This is a genomic window from Endozoicomonas sp. GU-1 (assembly GCF_027366395.1).
Taxonomy (GTDB): Bacteria; Pseudomonadota; Gammaproteobacteria; order Pseudomonadales; family Endozoicomonadaceae; genus Endozoicomonas.
In genome coordinates this window covers 4,402,488-4,420,804 of sequence record NZ_CP114771.1, presented here as the reverse complement: position 1 = coordinate 4,420,804, position 18,317 = coordinate 4,402,488, and the positions used below count along the sequence as shown (strand labels likewise).

11 protein-coding genes are annotated in these 18,317 nt (G+C 51.5%); 6 read left to right on the top strand and 5 right to left on the bottom strand.

The window, feature by feature from the left end:
- Positions 1-57 precede the first annotated feature (57 nt).
- The 6 genes from O3276_RS18190 (at position 58) to O3276_RS18165 (ending at position 10,896) form a co-directional block, all read left to right on the top strand.
- Positions 58-1,152 (top strand): P-loop NTPase family protein, encoded by a 1,095-nt coding sequence (locus O3276_RS18190; RefSeq protein ID WP_269672604.1) that lies wholly within the window; start codon positions 58-60, stop codon positions 1,150-1,152.
- Positions 1,152-3,503, top strand: coding sequence for a glycosyltransferase family protein (locus O3276_RS18185; RefSeq protein WP_269672603.1), 2,352 nt, complete (start codon positions 1,152-1,154; stop codon positions 3,501-3,503). Before O3276_RS18190 ends, O3276_RS18185 begins: the two co-directional genes overlap by 1 nt.
- A complete protein-coding gene (locus O3276_RS18180) occupies positions 3,500-4,411 on the top strand; it encodes a phytanoyl-CoA dioxygenase family protein (RefSeq protein WP_269672602.1) in 912 nt (303 codons plus the stop codon). Before O3276_RS18185 ends, O3276_RS18180 begins: the two co-directional genes overlap by 4 nt.
- A 208-nt stretch (positions 4,412-4,619) precedes the next feature.
- On the top strand, positions 4,620-6,533 hold the full coding sequence (locus tag O3276_RS18175) for an F-box/WD40 repeat-containing protein (protein WP_269672601.1): 1,914 nt from the start codon (positions 4,620-4,622) through the stop codon (positions 6,531-6,533).
- 147 nt (positions 6,534-6,680) lie between these two features.
- The gene (locus O3276_RS18170) at positions 6,681-8,552 is read left to right on the top strand and encodes an F-box/WD repeat-containing protein (RefSeq protein WP_269672600.1); all 1,872 of its coding nucleotides are present in this window, start codon (positions 6,681-6,683) and stop codon (positions 8,550-8,552) included.
- Positions 8,553-9,081: 529 nt separating this feature from the next.
- Entirely contained in the window at positions 9,082-10,896 is a 1,815-nt protein-coding gene (locus O3276_RS18165) for an F-box/WD repeat-containing protein (protein WP_269672599.1), read from the top strand.
- A 244-nt stretch (positions 10,897-11,140) separates the two neighbouring features.
- Here the strand turns inward: O3276_RS18165 and O3276_RS18160 are convergent, their stop codons facing one another.
- The 5 genes from O3276_RS18160 to malF form a co-directional block, all read right to left on the bottom strand.
- On the bottom strand, positions 11,141-12,193 hold the full coding sequence (locus tag O3276_RS18160) for a MalM family protein (protein ID WP_269672598.1): 1,053 nt from the start codon (positions 12,191-12,193) through the stop codon (positions 11,141-11,143).
- Positions 12,194-12,336: 143 nt separating this feature from the next.
- Positions 12,337-14,532, bottom strand: a complete 2,196-nt coding sequence (malQ, locus tag O3276_RS18155) for a 4-alpha-glucanotransferase (RefSeq protein ID WP_269672597.1) — start codon at positions 14,530-14,532, stop codon at positions 12,337-12,339.
- Between the two features lie 112 nt (positions 14,533-14,644).
- Positions 14,645-15,787, bottom strand: coding sequence for an ABC transporter ATP-binding protein (locus tag O3276_RS18150; protein ID WP_269672596.1), 1,143 nt, complete (start codon positions 15,785-15,787; stop codon positions 14,645-14,647).
- 40 nt (positions 15,788-15,827) lie between these two features.
- Positions 15,828-16,718, bottom strand: coding sequence for a maltose ABC transporter permease MalG (gene malG / locus O3276_RS18145; protein WP_269672595.1), 891 nt, complete (start codon positions 16,716-16,718; stop codon positions 15,828-15,830).
- Positions 16,719-16,720: 2 nt separating this feature from the next.
- On the bottom strand, positions 16,721-18,253 hold the full coding sequence (gene malF / locus O3276_RS18140; protein WP_269672594.1) for a maltose ABC transporter permease MalF: 1,533 nt from the start codon (positions 18,251-18,253) through the stop codon (positions 16,721-16,723).
- Positions 18,254-18,317: the final 64 nt, after the last annotated feature.

The following is an 18,317-nucleotide window of genomic DNA, read 5'->3' as shown; positions in this document are numbered from 1 at the left end:
TCAGGTCATTATTGCCTGACTTGGGAGTTCTCAAGGCAAAAATGATTAATACCTTAAATGATGAACTCACTACCCGCTTTACCCGGCTCTTCTTCAGCAGCAATTACGGAAGAAGACATACACAAGACTGACCATTGCCAGGATCCTGTCAATACGCCAGAGGGCAAGGTTTACGTTAAATGTCACATCGGACAACAGCACCGTTTCGATTTCACCTCAACCGGTGACATTTCACTGACCCAGCGGGATATTCAACACCTGTCAGCCCATCTGCCCGGATTTAAGCCACAGCCCGGGAATGGTGACCAGCCCCTGGTGACCGTGGAACACGTCCAGACCAACAGCCGCCCGGTCATCGTGCAACGTGAAGGATACGTTCAGGTTATGGCTCCCGATAACGACATCATGCCGGACACCCTGCCACACCTTCTTTACGGGGCCTGTCGGGTTGAGTGGTTACGAAGAAAACTGTTCCCGGTCCATGCGGCCTGTATCGGCCATGCCTCGGGCTGTTACCTGCTTGCCGGTGCCTCTGGCTCTGGCAAAACCACACTGGTACTGAAGCATGCCCTGCAGCATCTCAAACTGCCAGAACGAAAAATCATCTCGGCAGACAAAACCCTCGTCAGGTTTACCGATGACGGGCAACTCAAAGCCGTTGCGGGCACCAAGACCATTTCGGTGCGTAACCATGATATGCCCAAATGGGAGCCCGTGGTCAGTGCCGGAGTTGCTGAGTCAGGAAAATCTGAACAGCCCCTCACCAGTGTTGGCGACCGGACGCATTTTCAGCTGCCTTCGGATTACTACAGTGACCCGGAATCGGAAGTCCCGATACGGGACATTGTGCTGGTCAAGTTAACCGACGATTTCATGGAAAAAACCCTGCCCCCTGAAAGCGCAAGACATCAGCTGTTTAACCTGTTCCTCGACAAGCAGCGCGAGGATATTCTGATTGGTGATCATGATGCCGTTCTTGATGGAACCGTTCCTCGCGAGGTCAAAGACTACCTGGCGCAGAAGCTCAGTGATTATCTTCGCGAGGACGGGCGGCAGACACGACAGATCAGCGGCCCACTGCAGGACGTTTACCAATCCATCATGCCCACGCTGTCCATGGAGGTGCTGCCAACGGACAAAAAAAAAAGATAGTGATTGGCATCTGTGGCATTGGCAACGGCCATCTGAACCGTCAGTTGCCCTGCCTCAATTACCTCAGGGACAGAGATCATCAGATCGTCCTGTTCACTTACGGGCAGGCGCTGGAGTATTTCCACAACCATCAGAAGGAGTATCCGGGGGTTCGCGTATGTGAGGTGAACAATCCCTACATTGCCGGCTGTCTGACCGGGCTGGATTTTGAGGCCACCAGTAAGCTGCCACAAAACAACCGCATGAACTTCAACCAGATCAACTTCCGGGCCATGGCAGTAGCGAACCAACAACTGGGTACTCCGGATCTGGTGATCAGTGATTACGAGCAGGTGTCCGCCCAGTATGCCTACAGCAAGCAGGCTCCGCTGATCACCAGCGACCAGCAAAGCAAGTTTTTAACCGGCAGCTTCATACCTGATCTGGCGGGTACGTCATTTCGGGATGAACGGGAGCGGCTGTCACTTTTCTTTCCCCGTGCCGACAAGCGTTTGGCAACCTCCTTCTTCAACGTTCAACCTGGCGCGCAAGAGCAACAGCGCAGGGATACTGCCAATGTCACCCTGCTGCCACCGGTGATTCGTCCGGAAATCATTGCTGCCAGAGAACAAGGCCATGGCACAACGGCCTCGTTACTGATGTACATTACTGCCCAGTCGTGGACCTCTCTGCCTATTGATCAATGGCTACAGACCGTCCAGGAGAGTGTACCAGACGACATCACAGTACATATATTTTTACCCATACAGTGTCTGCTTCCTGCTGATAGTGCGTGTTGTCGGTTTTATCACCATGGCGACGCCCAATTTGTTTCATTACTTGCTGCTTGCACCGGGGTGATCTCCACCGCAGGACACACACTGCTGTCAGAAGCCATGTACCTGAACAAGCCCGTCTATGCCATACCCCTGGAAAATCTGTATGAACAGCAGATCAATGCCAAAGTGATTGGCGACAACCAGTTTGGAATAAACTCGGGGGAGCTGAGTGCAGAAAAACTGAAAACGTTTATTGCCAACCTGGCTTTTTATTCCGACAACATCAGCAAAGATAACACCGTGCTTTTGCGGGGCAATGGCAAAGACCAGGTTATCCAAATCGTTGAGCAAACGCTGCAGGAAAACCAGCGCCCTGTTCAGGAGCCCTCCCCCTGCCAGGAGATCACATTTTCCAGCACGGATTCAGGGGCAGAAAAAAAGATACTGTTTAATGCAGAACCCTTCGGTTTTGGCCCTTCTGCTGCCATCGGGGAAATATTTCCTTACGTGCGCAAACAGGCCAGACACCTCGCTTATATCGGCGAAAAGCACACCCTCGATATTCAGTCCAAGTACCCCTATAACCGAATCATTGACTGCACCGGACAGGGCTCTGCCACCGACCGCAAAGAAAAGTACCTCCGCCACCTGCGTGAATACGATCTGTTTATCACCGCCTGTGATCTGGAGGTTGCCGGGTGGGCCAAAGAAGCAGGCCTTGAGGTCATCGTATATGATCCACTGTCCTGGTACTGGAAAGAGGTGTCTCCAGCCATTACCCATGCCGACCTCTATCTGGTACAGAACTTTCTCACCGTGCAGGAGCGGTTACAGGAAAACAGAAATAAACTGCCGGAAACCATCGTCGTACCTTCCATTGTATCCGGCCTGCAGCGCCTTCAGGATCAGCACCCCCAAACCAATACGGCCAGTCTGTTGCTGGTCAATACCGGTGGGCTGATGAATCCCCTGGTGACTTCTTCCATCATGGTGAACTACGCAAAAATCATCATGAACTGCATCAACCAGACCCTTGGCTGTCACTACGACCAGCTCCAATTTCTGGGCAGCCGCACCCTGGCAGAAGCCACAGGGGACCAGTTTGAGGTCCAGACACTGACACCTGATCAAGTGCAGGATGTTTTGCAGCAATCAACAGTGGCCCTGATGACCCCGGGACTTGGCAACATATTTGAGGCGGCCGCCCTGGGGAAAAAAATTATCTGGCTGCCTCCGGCCAATGACAGCCAGGGCCAGCAGTTAACACTGCTCAAGCGAAATCACATGGTGGATGCCAGCATTGACTGGCATGACATCTTTCCCGGGACCGCGCCCATTGACTACTTCAAACGTCAGGAAGAGGTTATGGCATCCATCACTCATCTTATCGAAAGGTTAACGACGGAACCCGGAGCAATCACAACACTCAGCCATCTCATGGCTACTGCTCACCAGCAATTGTCCCATACCGACGAGTCATCATTGAGTGAACTTGACCGACGATTTTCCCATGGCGGAGGGAAAGTCATTGCTGATCAGATTCTGCCAAGACTACATAAACAAAACACCCTGAAGGAGGAGGAAAAACAATGAACCCACTGGCACGCCCCAATTGCAGTAACAATACCTTTAAAGAGATCAGTTATACCGATCATAAAGTGTACGATGGACAGCGGGCTGACCCGAAAGTCATCAAAGAAGCCTTTGTGGAGCATGGTTACATCGTTGCCGGGAATGTTTCCACTGAAGCGGATCGTAACAGTGCCGTCAGCCTGTTGCAGCGTCAGATCAAGCATCATCCGGAAGCCAGCATCAATGGTTTTTTTGAACTGTACCATGATGATGCCCTGGCCCAGCTGAGGCAGAACCCAACCATGGTCAAGCTGTTTGAAACCCTTTGGGATAATAAAAAACTATGGGTGGTATTTGACCGATGCATTTATATGCGGCCAGAAACAGACCATAACAGCTTCCTCCCCCTTCATGTGGATCAAAACCCTCATACCCAGCCCGGTTTCAGTGCGGTTCAAGGCTTACTGGCGCTCAGGGATTGTGATCAAACCACCGGCATGCTGGGTATTATCCCCGGCTCCCATCATGACTTCGGGCAATATAAATCGTGGTCAGATAAAAAGCAGGGCTGGATTGAATATCAGGGCGAGGATATACAAGACCGTTGGCAGGCACTCCGGGCTGTGCAATTGAAAGAAGGGGAGATGGTGGTTTGGGATTCTCGCCTGACCCACTCACGATTTAATCCAGACCCGGACTGCACCGACAGCAGGCGCGACCGTATGCTGGCGATGATCAGCTTTCTGCCCGCCTCTGCCGATGAGGCGCTAAGGGAAAAAAGGGTCCACGCCCTGGAAAGTGGCGAAGGCCAATACAATCATGAGGCAGGATTGCGGAAAACGGCAGGTTCTCAGATTGAATCATTACGGGTGAACCGGGAAAACCTGACGGATACAGGCAGGAAAATCTATGGCGTCGAACCTTGGTGAGCCTCCCATTAAACTCTTATGATTCCGGGCAGAAACAGGCTATTCCACCTCCTGCAGGCCCCAGCGGTTTATCTGAGTTAATTAATCAAAGGGCAATCAGGCTGCCCGTGAACTTCCTGACCTTTGGCCTGTCCATTAAAACCGTGAGTCAATGGTTGCGATGTGTCTCGCAGTGCCGGTAATAACTCATTAAGAATGGAGTAAGTCAATGAGCGACCCTCTGTTTCCAAGGGCTGCCGACGCTTCGATTGCACCGAATTGGCCTGTAAATGAGCCTGCTAAAACCACACCCCCCAGCTCCGCTATTGCGCTCCCGGCAGCGAGCCCGCAAACACAGTTTCCGCAACAACAGCCGTTGTGGCAAAGGAGGATTACTGAACTTCCTCACGAACTTTTGGCCATAATTTTTGACCACCTTGAATTCGATGATATCCGCCATGTAAATGCAACCTGCCTGGCATTTCGGGATGTGGTCAAAGAATGCAAATACATTCAGCAACTGTCTTATTTTGCCCGGCTTCCCCGACGTTTCCGGGAACAGTTCCAGCAACATGTCTTTGGGCAGAAAAAATCCTGGTGCTTTCATCCATTTGCCACTCCGGCATCACGCAACAACAGAGGGATATCGTTCAGGGACAGGATAATAAAGAACCTCCCGCAGATGTCCGCCCTATTATGCCTCGACACCCTGGGGAGGATGGAATCACGTCCGGCTTATCGTATGGTCAAGCGATTAAAAGTTACGATCCCTCAGCGTGCAGCATGGCATTCACAGCCACAGGCCGGTGTCGTACTTGGGGTTCACTTCAGCCCGTCCTGTCGCCATCTGTTGTTTTATGGCCGTTGCCTGAATGACTCCCGGGTTCTGGCCAGGGATGACCAGGGGCAATGGGCAGAAGAGCACCTGTATTGGTCCGATAACAGCCGCTCCCGGGTGGTTTCCGGGGCAAATTTCAGTCCTTGTGAAAATCGCCTGTTTACCTGGAACGGTATGAATCGCGCGAGTATGTTGCAACCTGCCCACAACCGCTGGGACGAGAACGACAAGCTAATGTTGTCGGGTCATGCGGTCGTGTTCAGCCCCTCGGGGGAATATATGGCGGCCTACAAGCAAGATCCTTTCATCGTCTGTCACATGGACAACAATAATAATAAATGGCGAAAAGTGGAGATTAACGGCCTCTCCGGAGAGTTGACTAAACTCGTCCTGTTTAGTTCATCGGAGCGATATCTGGCACTCCTCTGGTCGCATCTACCATCATGTGCGAATGAAATAACGATGCTATCTCTGAATGATTGCAGCGCTAAAGACTGGAAATCACAGAGGTTGAAAAAATGTAAAGATGATTATGTTACTCAGGCCCAATTTAGCCCGGTCACGGATCAGTTTCTGGTGGGTTTTGAAAAACATCATGGCATTCCCGGGCGGGTCTCAATGTACAGCCTGGAACCATCGGGAGAATGGGAAGAGACGATGATCTTCCCATACTTTTGTCCGGTTTTCTTCAGTTCTACCGGTCAATATCTGTTCAATAAGGCCTCATTCACGGGCTTCGTGCGGCTTGGCATGCGGCAAGATATGCAGCAAGACAGGGTCAGAGACCATGATGTGCTGCTATGGCGCATACCGGAAAATTTGTCTGCCGGGCCGCTGGACGATGGTCGCTTGCTACAGCAAGATGCCGTATCAAGAGCGATTCTTGATTCAGAAATAGGGCTCAGACACAATTCTCTGGTGAAAGTGGCGCGGTTCAGTCCGTCTGACAACCACTTATTGGTCAGCTGCGAGTCGGGTACAGTCTACATCTGGGGGAAGAGCCAGACTGGACAATGGGCAATTGAAGCCATCACCGGAGAATGTGCCCCAATCACCGTACCCTGGTTTAGCCCGTCCGGCCTTCATGTGCTGACCTGGAACCCTTCAATGGTAGGAATCCTCGGGCGCAACGGTCAACAGCACTGGTCACTCAAAGGGGGTATCAAGCAAGACGGTATTCTGAAAGCCTACTTCAATCCACTATCAGAGCATGAGGTGATGGTCCTGAGCCAAACTCAGAATGGCGACGTTACCAATATCCATTTACAAGTCTGGGAAATAAGAGATGCTGGTACACCGGATTGAAGACAAATGCGGTATGTATTACCACGCAGAGCCTGGAAATAAGAAGACACCGGAGCCTGCTGGATGTCAAACAACCTGTCTTAGACATTAAGGAATTCATGGTTGTGAAGGTTCTCGCAGTGCCGGTAATAAGAATGGAGTAAGTCAATGAGCGACCCTCTGTCTCCAAGGGCTGTCGGCGTACCGGATTGGCCTGCCAATGAGCCTGCTAAAACGACACCCCCCAGCTCCCCACGCGCTATCGAACTCCCGGCGGCAAGCCCGCAGACACAGTTTCCGCAACAACAGCCGTTGTGGCAAAGAACGATTACTGAACTCCCCCGCGAACTTTTGGCCATAATTTTTGACCACCTTGAATTTGATGACATCCGGCAAGTTAATGCAACCTGCCTGGCTTTCCGGGACGTGGTGAAAGAATACAAATATATTCAGGAACTGTCTTATTTTGCCCGACTTCCGCAACGCTTCCGTGAACAGTACCGGCAAACAGCCCCGTGGCAGAAAAAATCCCATTGCTTTCATCCATTTGCCACTCCAGCATCACGCAACAACAGAGGGACATCGTTCAGGGACAGGATAATAAAGAACCTCCCGCAGATGTCCGCACTACTATGCCTTGACACCTTGCGGAGGATGGAATCATGCCCGGCTTACCGCCTGGTGCCGCGACACAGAGTCACTCTCCCGCAGCGTAATCCAAGTGAACGATATAGCCGGATCGAAGCCAGGATTGATTTTTGCCTCAGCCAGTCCAGTCGTCATCTGTTGTTTTATGGCCGTTTTTTGCATGACTCCCGAATTCTGACCAGGGATGACCGGGGTCAATGGGCAGAAGAGCACGTCAATTGGTCCGGTAACAGCGGCAGCCGGGTGATTACCGCGGCAAATTTCAGTGCTTGCACGAATCGCCTGTTAACCCGCAGCCGTGAGGGTTATGTAAATACCTTACGGTCTGCTAACAGCGGTTGGGAAGAAGTCGGCAAGAAAATTTTGCCGAACCAGAAGGTCCAATTCAGCCCTTCCGGGAAATATATGGTGACCTGTAATGAGGACCATCAGGTACGCCTCTGGTGCATGGACGAAAATAATAATGATTGGCTGAAAATGAAGGTTTCCGGCCTCTCCCCCGAAAGGTTGACTGGTGAAGTTCAGTTCAGTCCATCGGAGCGGTATCTGTCACTGCACACGCGGGATAAAAGAACCATTTTATCTCTGGATGATTGTGGAGTCTGGTCAGCACAGCATTCAATATTATTTAGAGGAGAGGGTTTCGGTTGGAGTTATGACCGCTTCAGCCCAGTGGCAGATCAGCTTCTGGTGTGTATTGATCGCAAACCCTACAAACCCTACAATCCCGGACGGGTTGCCATTCACAGCCCGGATCCATCGGGGAAATGGCAAGAGACGGTGATCTTCCCGACATACTTTCCGCTGAAATTCAGCTCTACCGGTAAATACCTGTTCGCTATATCTGATAAAATTGGTGGTCCGACGCCTTGCGAGGATTTGCTGCTATGGCACAGACCGGAAAATTGGTCTGACTGGTCGCTGAACCCGTGTCTTTCGCCGGAGTTGAGTTCCGCGTCAAGGCTTGAATCAGCCATAAGGCTCAAACATGATGGCGCAGTGCGTCAGGCACGATTCAGCCCGTCTGACAGTCACTTGCTGACCACCAGCTATATTGGTGGGGTCGGCACAATCTGTATCTGGGAGAAGAGCCAGGCAGGGACATGGTCAATTCAAACCATCACCAGGAAGTACTCCCCAATCATCACCGGCTTTAGCCTGTCGGGCCTTCATGCGCTGATTCACACCTCTCACATGGTAGGAATCCTGGGGCTCAACGATCAAAAGCACTGGTCACTCAAGGGGGAGATCGAGCAAGACGGTATCATCAATGCACGCTTCAATCCCATGTCAGAGCATGAAGTGCTGGTCTTGAGCTATACCGGGGAAGGCGATATGACCAATTTCACTCTACAAGTTTGGGAAATAAGAGATGCTGATACGTCGGATTGAAGACAATGGCCTGCTGTTTTGAACTTGTTCCCACGGTCCTGACGGTGTTGCGAAAAGCCTTAAAAAGAAGTGAACCACAAAGACACAGAGGCACAAAGAAAGCCATTTTGTTTGCTGAGCGTAGCTCAGGCAAGCCCAGAAAAACTTTGTGTCTTTGTGCCTTTGTGGTTCAAGGCTTTTTTAACTTTTGCAACACCCTCTCCTCCGTGGGAATGCATACCAAACCTCACCACAAAGACAAAATCCCGATTAAACCACCACGATTCCGCGCAATAAGAGTTTGTTTCACAGTTGGCAAATCCGGTATCGCAGAACGTGGGAACGATGAGATACCGCAGCCTGCACAATGTGAAACAACCTGTTTCTGCCCCGGAACTTCCTGCCCTCAGGGCTGTCCATTAACATAATGAATCGGTAGTGCAGGTTCGCGCAGTGCCGGTAATAACTCATTAAGAGTGGAGTAAGTCAATGAGCGACCCTCTGTTTCCGGGGACTGTCGGCACTTCGATTGCACCGGATTGGCCTGTAAATGAGCCAGCTAAAACGCCCCCCCCCCAGCTCCGCTATTGCGCTCCCGGAGGCAAGCCCGCAGCCACAGTTTCCACAACAATTTCCGCAACAACAGCCTTTGTGGCAAAGAAGGATTACTGAATTCCCCCCTGAACTTTTGGTCATGATTTTTGACTACCTTGAATTCGATGACATCCCGCAAGTTAATGCAACCTGCCAGACTTTCCGGAAAGTGGTGAAGGAACACAAATATATTCAGGAACTGTCTTATTTTGCCCGACTTCCGCAACGCTTCCGAGAACAGTACCGGAAAATCGCCCCGTGGCAGAAAAAATCCCGGCACTCTCATCCATTTGCCATTCGTGAATCACGCAACAACAGAGGGACATCGTTCAGGGACAGGATAATAAAGGACCTCCCGCAGATGTCCGCACTACTATGCCTTGGCACCCTGAGGAGGATGGAATCATGCCCGGCTTACCGCCTGGTTCCGCGACACAAAGTCACTCTCCCGCAGCGTGATCCAGGTGAACCATATAATCAGACCGAAGCTATTCTTGATTTTTGCCTCAGCCCGTCCAGTCGTCATCTGTTGTTTTATGGTCGTTATTTGCATGACCACCGAATTCTGACCAGGGATGACCGGGGACAATGGGCAGAAGAGCACGTCAATTGGCCCGATAACAGCGGCAGCCGGGTGATTACCGGGGCAAATTTCAGTGCTTGCACGAACCGCCTGTTGACCCGCTGCAGTGAGGGTTATGTGAATACCTTACGGTCTGCTAACCGCTGTTGGGAGGAAGTCGGCAAGGAAACTTCGTCGATCCATAAGGTCCAATTCAGCCCTTCCGGGAAATATATGGTGACCTGTAATGAGGACGATCAGGTACTCCTCTGGTGCATGGACGAAAATAATAATAATTGGCTGAAAATGAAGGTTTCCGGCCTCTCCCCCGAAGGGTTTATTGGTACAGTTCAGTTCAGCCCATCGGAGCGGTATCTGTCATTGCACACGCTGAATAAAAGAACCATTTTATCTCTGGATGATTGTGGAGTCTGGTCAGCACAGCATTCAATATTAATAGCAGAGGATTGTAGTTATGCCCGCTTCAGTCCAGTGGCAGATCAGCTTCTGGTGTGCATTGATCGCAAACCCTGCAGTCCCGGACGGGTTGCCATTCACAGCCCGGATCCATCGGGGAAATGGCAAGAGACGGTGATCTTCCCGACATTCTTTCCGCTGCAATTCAGCTCTAGCGGTCAATACCTGTTCGCTATATCTGATGCAATTCGTGGTCCGATGCCTTGCGAGGATTTGCTGCTATGGCACAGACCGGAAAATTGGTCTGACTGGTCGCTGAACCCGCGTCTCTCGCCGGAGTCGAGTTCCGCGTCAAGGCTTGAATCAGCAATAAGGCTCAAACACGATGGCGCAGTGTATCAGGCGCGATTCAGCCCGTCTGACAGTCACTTGCTGACCACCAGCTATACCAACTGGAGAGGGACCGGTACAATTTGTATCTGGGAGAAGAGCCAGGCAGGGACATGGTCAATTCAAACCATCATCAGGGAGCACACCCCAGCCACAACCGACTTTAGCCTGTCGGGTCTTCATGCGCTGACTCGTCACTCTTCAATGGTAGGAATCCTGGGGCTCAACGATCAAAAGCACTGGTCACTCAAGGGGAAGATCGAGCAAGACGGTATCATAAAAGCATGCTTCAATCCCATGTCAGAGCATGAAGTGGTGGTCTTGAGCCGTACCGGGGAAGGTGATATGACCAATTACACTCTACAAGTTTGGGAAATAAGAAATGCTGATACGCAGGATTGAAGACAATGGCCTACTGTTTTGAACTCGTTCCCAAGGTTCTGAGGATGTTGCAAAAAGTATAAAAGCCTTGAACCACAAAGACACGAAGACACTAAGAAAGCCTTTTTGATTGCCGAGCGTAGCCCCGGCAAGCCCAGAAAAAACTTTGTGTCTTTGTGCCTTTGTGGTTCCCTTCTTTTCAGGCCTTAAGCATCACCCTCTCCTCCCCGGGAACGAGAAAACGAGTTGGTAGCTCGAATCACTGTCAGAACAGCGCATCTATATGGCTGAGCAGCATTCTGGACTGATCAATCACCCTCAGGGCAGCCCGGGTTTCACCTTGTTGCAAATGCATTATTAACTGCTGCTGATAAGCATGGGACAAACGTTTATAGATTTCCTGCGAGTCTGAAGCGGTGCTTTCAATGGCATTACCTGCGGATTCACGTCTATAAAGCGCAGAAAATGCCTCCTGCAGATCAGCATGCATCTGACCCGCACTCTCCCGCAGCGCCAAAGCCTCCTGAACCTTGCCATCGGCCAGCAACTGAAAAACGGTCTCTCGATACTCTTTACTTAAAGCAATAGTCTCGAAACCAACAGCTGCCTCAGCCTCCCTTCCTGTAGGAACCGGCGGTGTATAAGCAGGCCCTGGCGCAGAACCGGCACTATACGCTTCGGTCAGTGACATGGCTTCCAGGGTAATAACCCCATGATCACTGGCCGTCGCCAGCACATCCTTGGTAGCCGGTGGCATAAAGCCCCGGGCCTTTGCATACTCCTTCTCCATATCAACAACCTGAAGCTTATGGTTGCGACCATCATCACTCATATAAACGACAATGTATTCAACTGGCGTCAGCAGCGGGTCACGATTGTCTACCACAAAGCTGTGATAAAAATACTCCTGACCAAGCAGGCCCGGCTTCTGGTAATCCAAAGCCGTAACAGGCACGGTTTTAACCACCTGGTAATGCTTATCGAGCAGTTGTACTTCCGGCATAAACGCCGAAGCTTCCCGGCCAAATTTCCCACGTTTTATCTGACTGCTGATTTTCAACCGGTAGGCACCATATCCGGGTAGCTGCCAGCCTATCACTGCAGAATTGCTGTTAATCGTTTTCAGCGTTGCAGACTGTTCCGTCAGCCCAATGGTCTGCTGAATGGCTTCGTCGTATATCCGCAGTGGTTGATAATTCAGGGTCGGTAAAGAGTGGTAAACAGCCACAGGCTCTTTAGTCGTCGGGGCTATCGCAGAATCATGGGTTGCACAGCCAGCCAGTAAGCCAAGTGCCAGGCAGAGCGCTGTTTTTTTCATCGGACTACTCAACGGGATAAATCAATTGCCTGCAATTCTATCGATATTCATCAGAGCGCGAGTCTGTAAACGATTACAGACTCAGGCCTAGGAGCCTGTTGTCGGCTCCTGAAACCGACACACAGGTTACCGATGGTCAGACGCTATTTCGCCTTACGACAGCCACTCAGGTTGGCAAAGAACTGCTGATTCTCTTCGCTGGCCAGCATTGCAGAAATGCTCTGAGGCAGACGACGACGCCAGTTTGGATATTCACTGCTGGTACCGGGTACATTCACCGGAGAGTCGATCATCATGACATCTTCCAGCTGGAATCCGGTGATTTGCGAAGCCGACAAAGCCAGGTAATAGCTGAATTTCTCCATGATGGTACGACTGAATGCCGGTGCCGTGTTTGCCTCAAGGTCAACGCCTTCTGGTAATTCACCGAGGTCAGCCAGGGTATTCAGCACTGCCTTGCGGGTCTGTTCACGGGCATCGTGGTCAGCGCCGGCACGTTCTTCAGAGAAAAAGCCCAGGGATTCCATCAGGTCGATGTCTTTGCCATCCCACCAGCCTTTCATGGTAGGTGTGTCATGGCATACCAGCATCGCCAGGGCTTTTTCACGGTACTTGTCGGGTGCCGTATAACGATCCTTATCCTGCTGGAAGATCCCCATCACACTGCCGTACATTCTTGCCGGAGGCAGACTGTCGGTGATTTCCTGTGGTACCACACCCAGGTCTTCACCAAACACCAGACACTGTTGGCGATGACTTTCCAGTTTGATAATACCCAGCAAATCCTGCAGCGGATAATGGACGTAACAGCCATAACGGGCACCTTTGTTGTCTGTGTTGCCGTTCGGGCACCACCAGAGACGGAACAGCCCCATGGCATGATCAATACGCAACGCACCGCAGTTACGCATATTGTTCCGGATCAGCTCAACGAAAGGCTGATAACGTTCCTCTTTCAAGACCACCGGGTTGAACGGTGGCAGACCCCAATCCTGACCCATAGGCCCCAAACCATCGGGCGGCGCACCGGTGCTGGCTTCGAGAACAAATAAATTACGATCCGTCCAGACATCGGCACCGTTGCTGTCTACACCCACCGCCAGGTCACGGTAAAGGCCAACCATCATACCGGCGTTTTTGGCTTTTTCCTGGGCTGCGTGCAGCTGTTCATCCATCTGCCACTGCAGGTATTTAAAGAACGTAATCCGTGCCTGATTGGTCTTGGCAAAAGCCCTGACCTCTTTACTGTCTGGCGTCTGGTACGCTTCTGGCCAGCAGCGCCATCCCCAGCTATTAATATCGGTTTTCCGGAAATGCTCATACAGTGCTTCATACAGGGCAAACTGATCTAACCGCGCGCCCCTTGACTGACAGAAAGCCGTGAACGCCTGATCCCGGTCTGTTCCCTTGCCCAGATGCTGTTCGGCAAACTCATTAAACAACAGTTCCAACACCGACATTTTAAATGGTGCAACCTTGTCGTATTCCACAAGGTCGGTGCTGCGCAATTCATCAATCAATCCCTGATGTTGCGCAACCATCTCCCGGGCTGATGCACTGCCTGTGTACTCCGCCACTTGTTCAGGATCAATGTACAGCACATTATCAAACAGACGGGTCGATGGGCTGTAAGGCGAACAGTGCAGCGGATTGGACGGGTACAGGGCATGCACCGGATTCAGGCCAACAAAATCAGCCCCCTGCTCACCCATACCTGCAGCCAGCGCACCCAGGTCAGTCAGATCACCCATCCCCCAGTTACGTTCAGAGCGAACGGTATACAACTGAATACCGGAACCCCAGATTTTAGCGCCCTGTTTCATGGCTTCCGGTTCATAACAAACGTCCGGCACCACAATCAATCCGGCTTCTGCCGTGAACGCTTTCCCCTGAACCGCCATCGTGTGATAACCCAGTGGCAGGTATTCAGGTATTGAAACCTCAAGGGCAATATACTCTTTGCGCTCCAGCTTCACGGTTTCGGACACAACAGCCGTAGTCAGATCGGCATGATGGGTAACCTGGTCACCGTTTTCCAGAGTTATCTGCACTTCAACAGACGATGGACGTTTACTCCTGGAGCAACGCAGTACGAAAGAGAAGCTTTGTCCCTGATGTACAACCGTCACTGGTGATAAAGGAGATTGCCACAGCTTTAACTGTTCAGTGGCTATCGCCTGTTTCAGCGCCGCATTACTGCTAACGTCAAAACCCATGGCAGCCAGCAGGGGAGTTTTGTTCTCAGTGTTAATAGCTACCGGAGTACCATCCCAGTCCTTATAGCCGCTGGCCATGCCACACAGGTCACCCAGACTGTCGATTAATTGGTGGTCAAGCATTGAGTTTCTTCATAAGTAGACCGGCAACCTGGAAGGTTGCCGGAGATTGCACAAAATTTGTCGTATGGAACGCAGGTTGTTCCAACGGTCTTCCAATCAGCTGTCAGCAATATCAGTCAAATACTGGCGACCTGGTCCGTGCAAACGCGACACCACTGGCATCAAACAGATGACAGTTTTCCGCCGGAACACCCACATGGAATTCGGCACCGCACTCACGACGCAGGGAGTCTTCCACCCGGGCAATAAACGCTTCGTGAATATCCGGATGGTTCAGGTAGATAAATGACTCATTACCCAGGCGTTCAATGGTTTCAATCGTGCCGGTAATGCAGTTTTCTGCACCATCCGCCTCTTCATGATTGAGCACGTCCTGTGGCCGAATACCCAGCGTTACCTTGTCGCCAGACTTGGCATTGCGGGTGTCGTTGCAAACACGCAACTCAGAACCACATTCCAGCTTGATTCTAGTCTCTTTCTGACCGGGCTCCACTATCGTGGCACGGAAGAAATTCATCTTCGGCGACCCGATAAAGCTGGCCACAAACAGGTTGCACGGGTTGTGATAAAGTTCCAGCGGTGCCCCCACCTGCTCCAGATTGCTTTCAGCACCGTCTGCCAGCGGGCTGAGTACCACGATACGATCGGCCAGCGTCATGGCCTCGACCTGGTCGTGGGTTACATAGATAGCCGTTGTCTTCAGCTTATTATGCAGACGGGACAACTCCTGACGCATCTGTACCCGCAGGGAAACATCCAGGTTGGACAGCGGCTCATCAAACAGAAACAGCCTCGGCTCCTGCACAATGGAGCGACCAATCGCCACCCGCTGGCGCTGACCACCGGACATTGCCTTTGGCTTACGATCCAACAGCTTTTCCAGCTGCAAAATTCTGGCCGCTTCATCCACACGACGATTGATCTCGGCCTTGTCCGCTTTTGCCAGCTTCAGGCCAAACTCCATATTTTCCCGCACCGTCATGTGGGGATAGAGGGCATAAGACTGGAACACCATACCAACACGACGCTCGTTGGGCGGCATATCGTTGGATCGCTCACCGTCCAGCTCTAACAAACCGCCAGAGATATCTTCCAGGCCACAGATCATCCGCAACAACGTGGACTTACCGCAACCGGAAGGGCCAACGAAGGCGACAAATTCACCATCGTCAATGTGCAGATTGATGTTCTTCAGAACAAATGTCTTGCCACCGTCGTAGCTTTTGTCCAGTTGGGTCAGCTTTACTTCAGCCATTGTCTTTCTCTTGTCTAAGCCTTTATAAACGGTAAATCCGTTAACCTTTCACACCGCCAGCCGTCAGACCATTGACCAGATAACGCTGGGCCATCAGGAAGACGACAGTAATGGGCATGCCAGTCAAAATTGCGGCAGCGGCAAAATCACCCCAGAGGTAGTTCTGGGCATAGAGGAACTGTTTCATACCCACGGCCAGGGTCAGCTGGTCAACGCCCTGGAGCAGGACAGAGGCAATCGGGTACTCACCAATCACCCCAATAAACGACAGTACAAATACAACCGCCAGAATAGGTACAGACAGTGGCAGCAAAATATGCCTGAATGCCTGCCAGGGGGTGGCACCGTCGATATAGGCCGACTCTTCCAGGGCCACATCAATACTTTCGAAATAGCCTTTAATCAGCCAGATGTGCATGGTGATACCGCCCAGGTAGGACATCACCAGGGCACTGTGAGTATTCAAACCCAGCCATGGCACCACACCGCCCAACTTATTAAAGAAGGCATGGAAAGCCACCAGGGCCAGCACCGCCGGGAACATCTGCAGAATCATCATGCTGGTGAGCAAGTGGTTCTTGAAACGGAAACGCAGCCGGGCAAACGCATAAGCACCGGTGGTGGACAGCATCAGGATCAGCACCGAGGTGGTAAAGCTCACTTTCAGGGAGTTCCACAGCCAGGTCAGTACCGGGAAAGTGGGCTTAATCACCGTGCCATCGGCAGTGGTGTACTCAAAACCCAACACCATTGCCCAGTGTTCCAGGCTGGGGTTATCCGGAATCAAACTGCCGGTCGCGAAGTTACCGGTCCGGAATGACACCGAAATAATCATCAAAAATGGAAACATCACCAGACAGAGCAGCAGAATCATCACGATCCGGGCTGCCCATACCCGATATTGCAGGTTTCGTGGTTGTACCATCGCCATGATCAATACTCCTGTGAACTGCGGGTGGCCCTGAGGTTAACCCAGGAGATAAATCCGACGATCAGGAAGATCATCGTGGCAATAGCAGACGCCAGACCAAAGTCCTGACCCGCGACAAATGCCGTACGGAAGGTGAAGTTCACCAGCAAATCCGTGAAGCCTGCCTCCGTTGTCGTTCCGGCCATCATCGGGCCGCCCGCTGTCAACAGGTCAATCAGCACGAAGTTATTGAAGTTAAAGGCAAAGCTGGCAATCAGAATCGGTGCCAGCGGTTTGGCAATATTGGGCAGTGTTATATACAACAGGTTATGGATCGGGTTGGCACCATCAATGGCAGACGCTTCATAGAGATCGTCCGGAATCGCTTTCAACAGACCCATACAGACGATCATCATATAGGGGTAACCCAGCCAGGTGTTGACGATCAGAATCATGGTTCTGGCAAAAGTCGGGTCAGTCATCCACTCAGGACTGATGCCAAACAGCCCTTCCAGGATCATATTGATCTCACCGAAGTTCTGGTTAAACAAGCCCTTGAAAATCAGAATGGAAATAAACGCTGGCACGGCATAGGGAAGGATCAGCAGCACCCGGTAAATCGCCCGCTCTTTCAGTGGTTCCCACTGCATCAGGTTAGCCAGCAACAGACCAATCACCAGACAGAACAGAACACTGCCCGCAGAAAAGACAACGGTCCAGACAAAAATCTTGAAAAACGGCTCACGAATACCTTTGTCATTGACCATACGTTCGTAGTTTTCTCCCCCCACATACACAGAGAAACCGGGGGCAACCCGCTCACCACTGTCGGTCACATAGAACCCCGTGGTCATATCCGGGCGTATGACGTTACCGGTGTTTATCTCAACCAGGCTGTCGTTTTCCTCTTCCCGATACTGCGGTGCCATGGCAGAAAACTCACGCAGGGACGACATCACCAGGCGAGTATCGTCTGTCAGGGTAATAGCCACTGATCCCAGCGCCGAGCGTTGCTGGACCACCTCCCGCATGGACAGTTTGTTACCCTCTGCATCAGCTCCAGAGCGAGCATTAACCTCTACCGGATCACCATTCAGTACGAAAGCGTCGGAGGTATACATACTGTTTTTGTCGTTTTTATCAGTCAGCTGTAACTGAAACTGATCGTTTTGCTGAAAAAGCGCCAGTGTGTAGGTGTGTTCACCGTTTTTTACCTGCTTGTTCAGGTGAATCTCTTTGACCCGCTCAAGACTCAGAATATTGGCAGAGCCGTAATTGGTGAACGAAATGCTAAAGGTGTACACCAGCGGAAAAACGATAAACATCATAATGCCCAGCAAACATGGGTACACGTAGCGATAGCTGTAACCACGCTTGCTGGTAAAAATCCATGTGCCCAGGCTGCCCAGAACCAGCAGGGTTAATGGGAAAAGCACTTCACCCTGGAAATAGAGCAGGGCAATGACATAAAGCAGGGCTAGATCAATCAGGGCAACAAGCGCCCACTTTGGCCCGTTGCCAGACAACAATGATCTGACATTGGCGGGAATGGTCATGGTGTTTGTCTCTCCGGGAGGGTTTTGAGCCGATCGTCAAAACGACGATCGGCAGATGTAACGG

Coding starts and splice junctions, on each gene's coding strand:
- O3276_RS18190 (WP_269672604.1), top strand. CDS start 58: ATGATGAACTCACTACCCGCTTTACCCGGCTCTTCTTCAGCAGCAATT.
- O3276_RS18180 (WP_269672602.1), top strand. CDS start 3,500: ATGAACCCACTGGCACGCCCCAATTGCAGTAACAATACCTTTAAAGAG.
- O3276_RS18175 (WP_269672601.1), top strand. CDS start 4,620: ATGAGCGACCCTCTGTTTCCAAGGGCTGCCGACGCTTCGATTGCACCG.
- O3276_RS18170 (WP_269672600.1), top strand. CDS start 6,681: ATGAGCGACCCTCTGTCTCCAAGGGCTGTCGGCGTACCGGATTGGCCT.
- O3276_RS18165 (WP_269672599.1), top strand. CDS start 9,082: ATGAGCCAGCTAAAACGCCCCCCCCCCAGCTCCGCTATTGCGCTCCCG.
- O3276_RS18160 (WP_269672598.1), bottom strand. CDS start 12,193: ATGAAAAAAACAGCGCTCTGCCTGGCACTTGGCTTACTGGCTGGCTGT.
- malQ (WP_269672597.1), bottom strand. CDS start 14,532: ATGCTTGACCACCAATTAATCGACAGTCTGGGTGACCTGTGTGGCATG.
- O3276_RS18150 (WP_269672596.1), bottom strand. CDS start 15,787: ATGGCTGAAGTAAAGCTGACCCAACTGGACAAAAGCTACGACGGTGGC.
- malG (WP_269672595.1), bottom strand. CDS start 16,718: ATGGCGATGGTACAACCACGAAACCTGCAATATCGGGTATGGGCAGCC.
- malF (WP_269672594.1), bottom strand. CDS start 18,253: ATGACCATTCCCGCCAATGTCAGATCATTGTTGTCTGGCAACGGGCCA.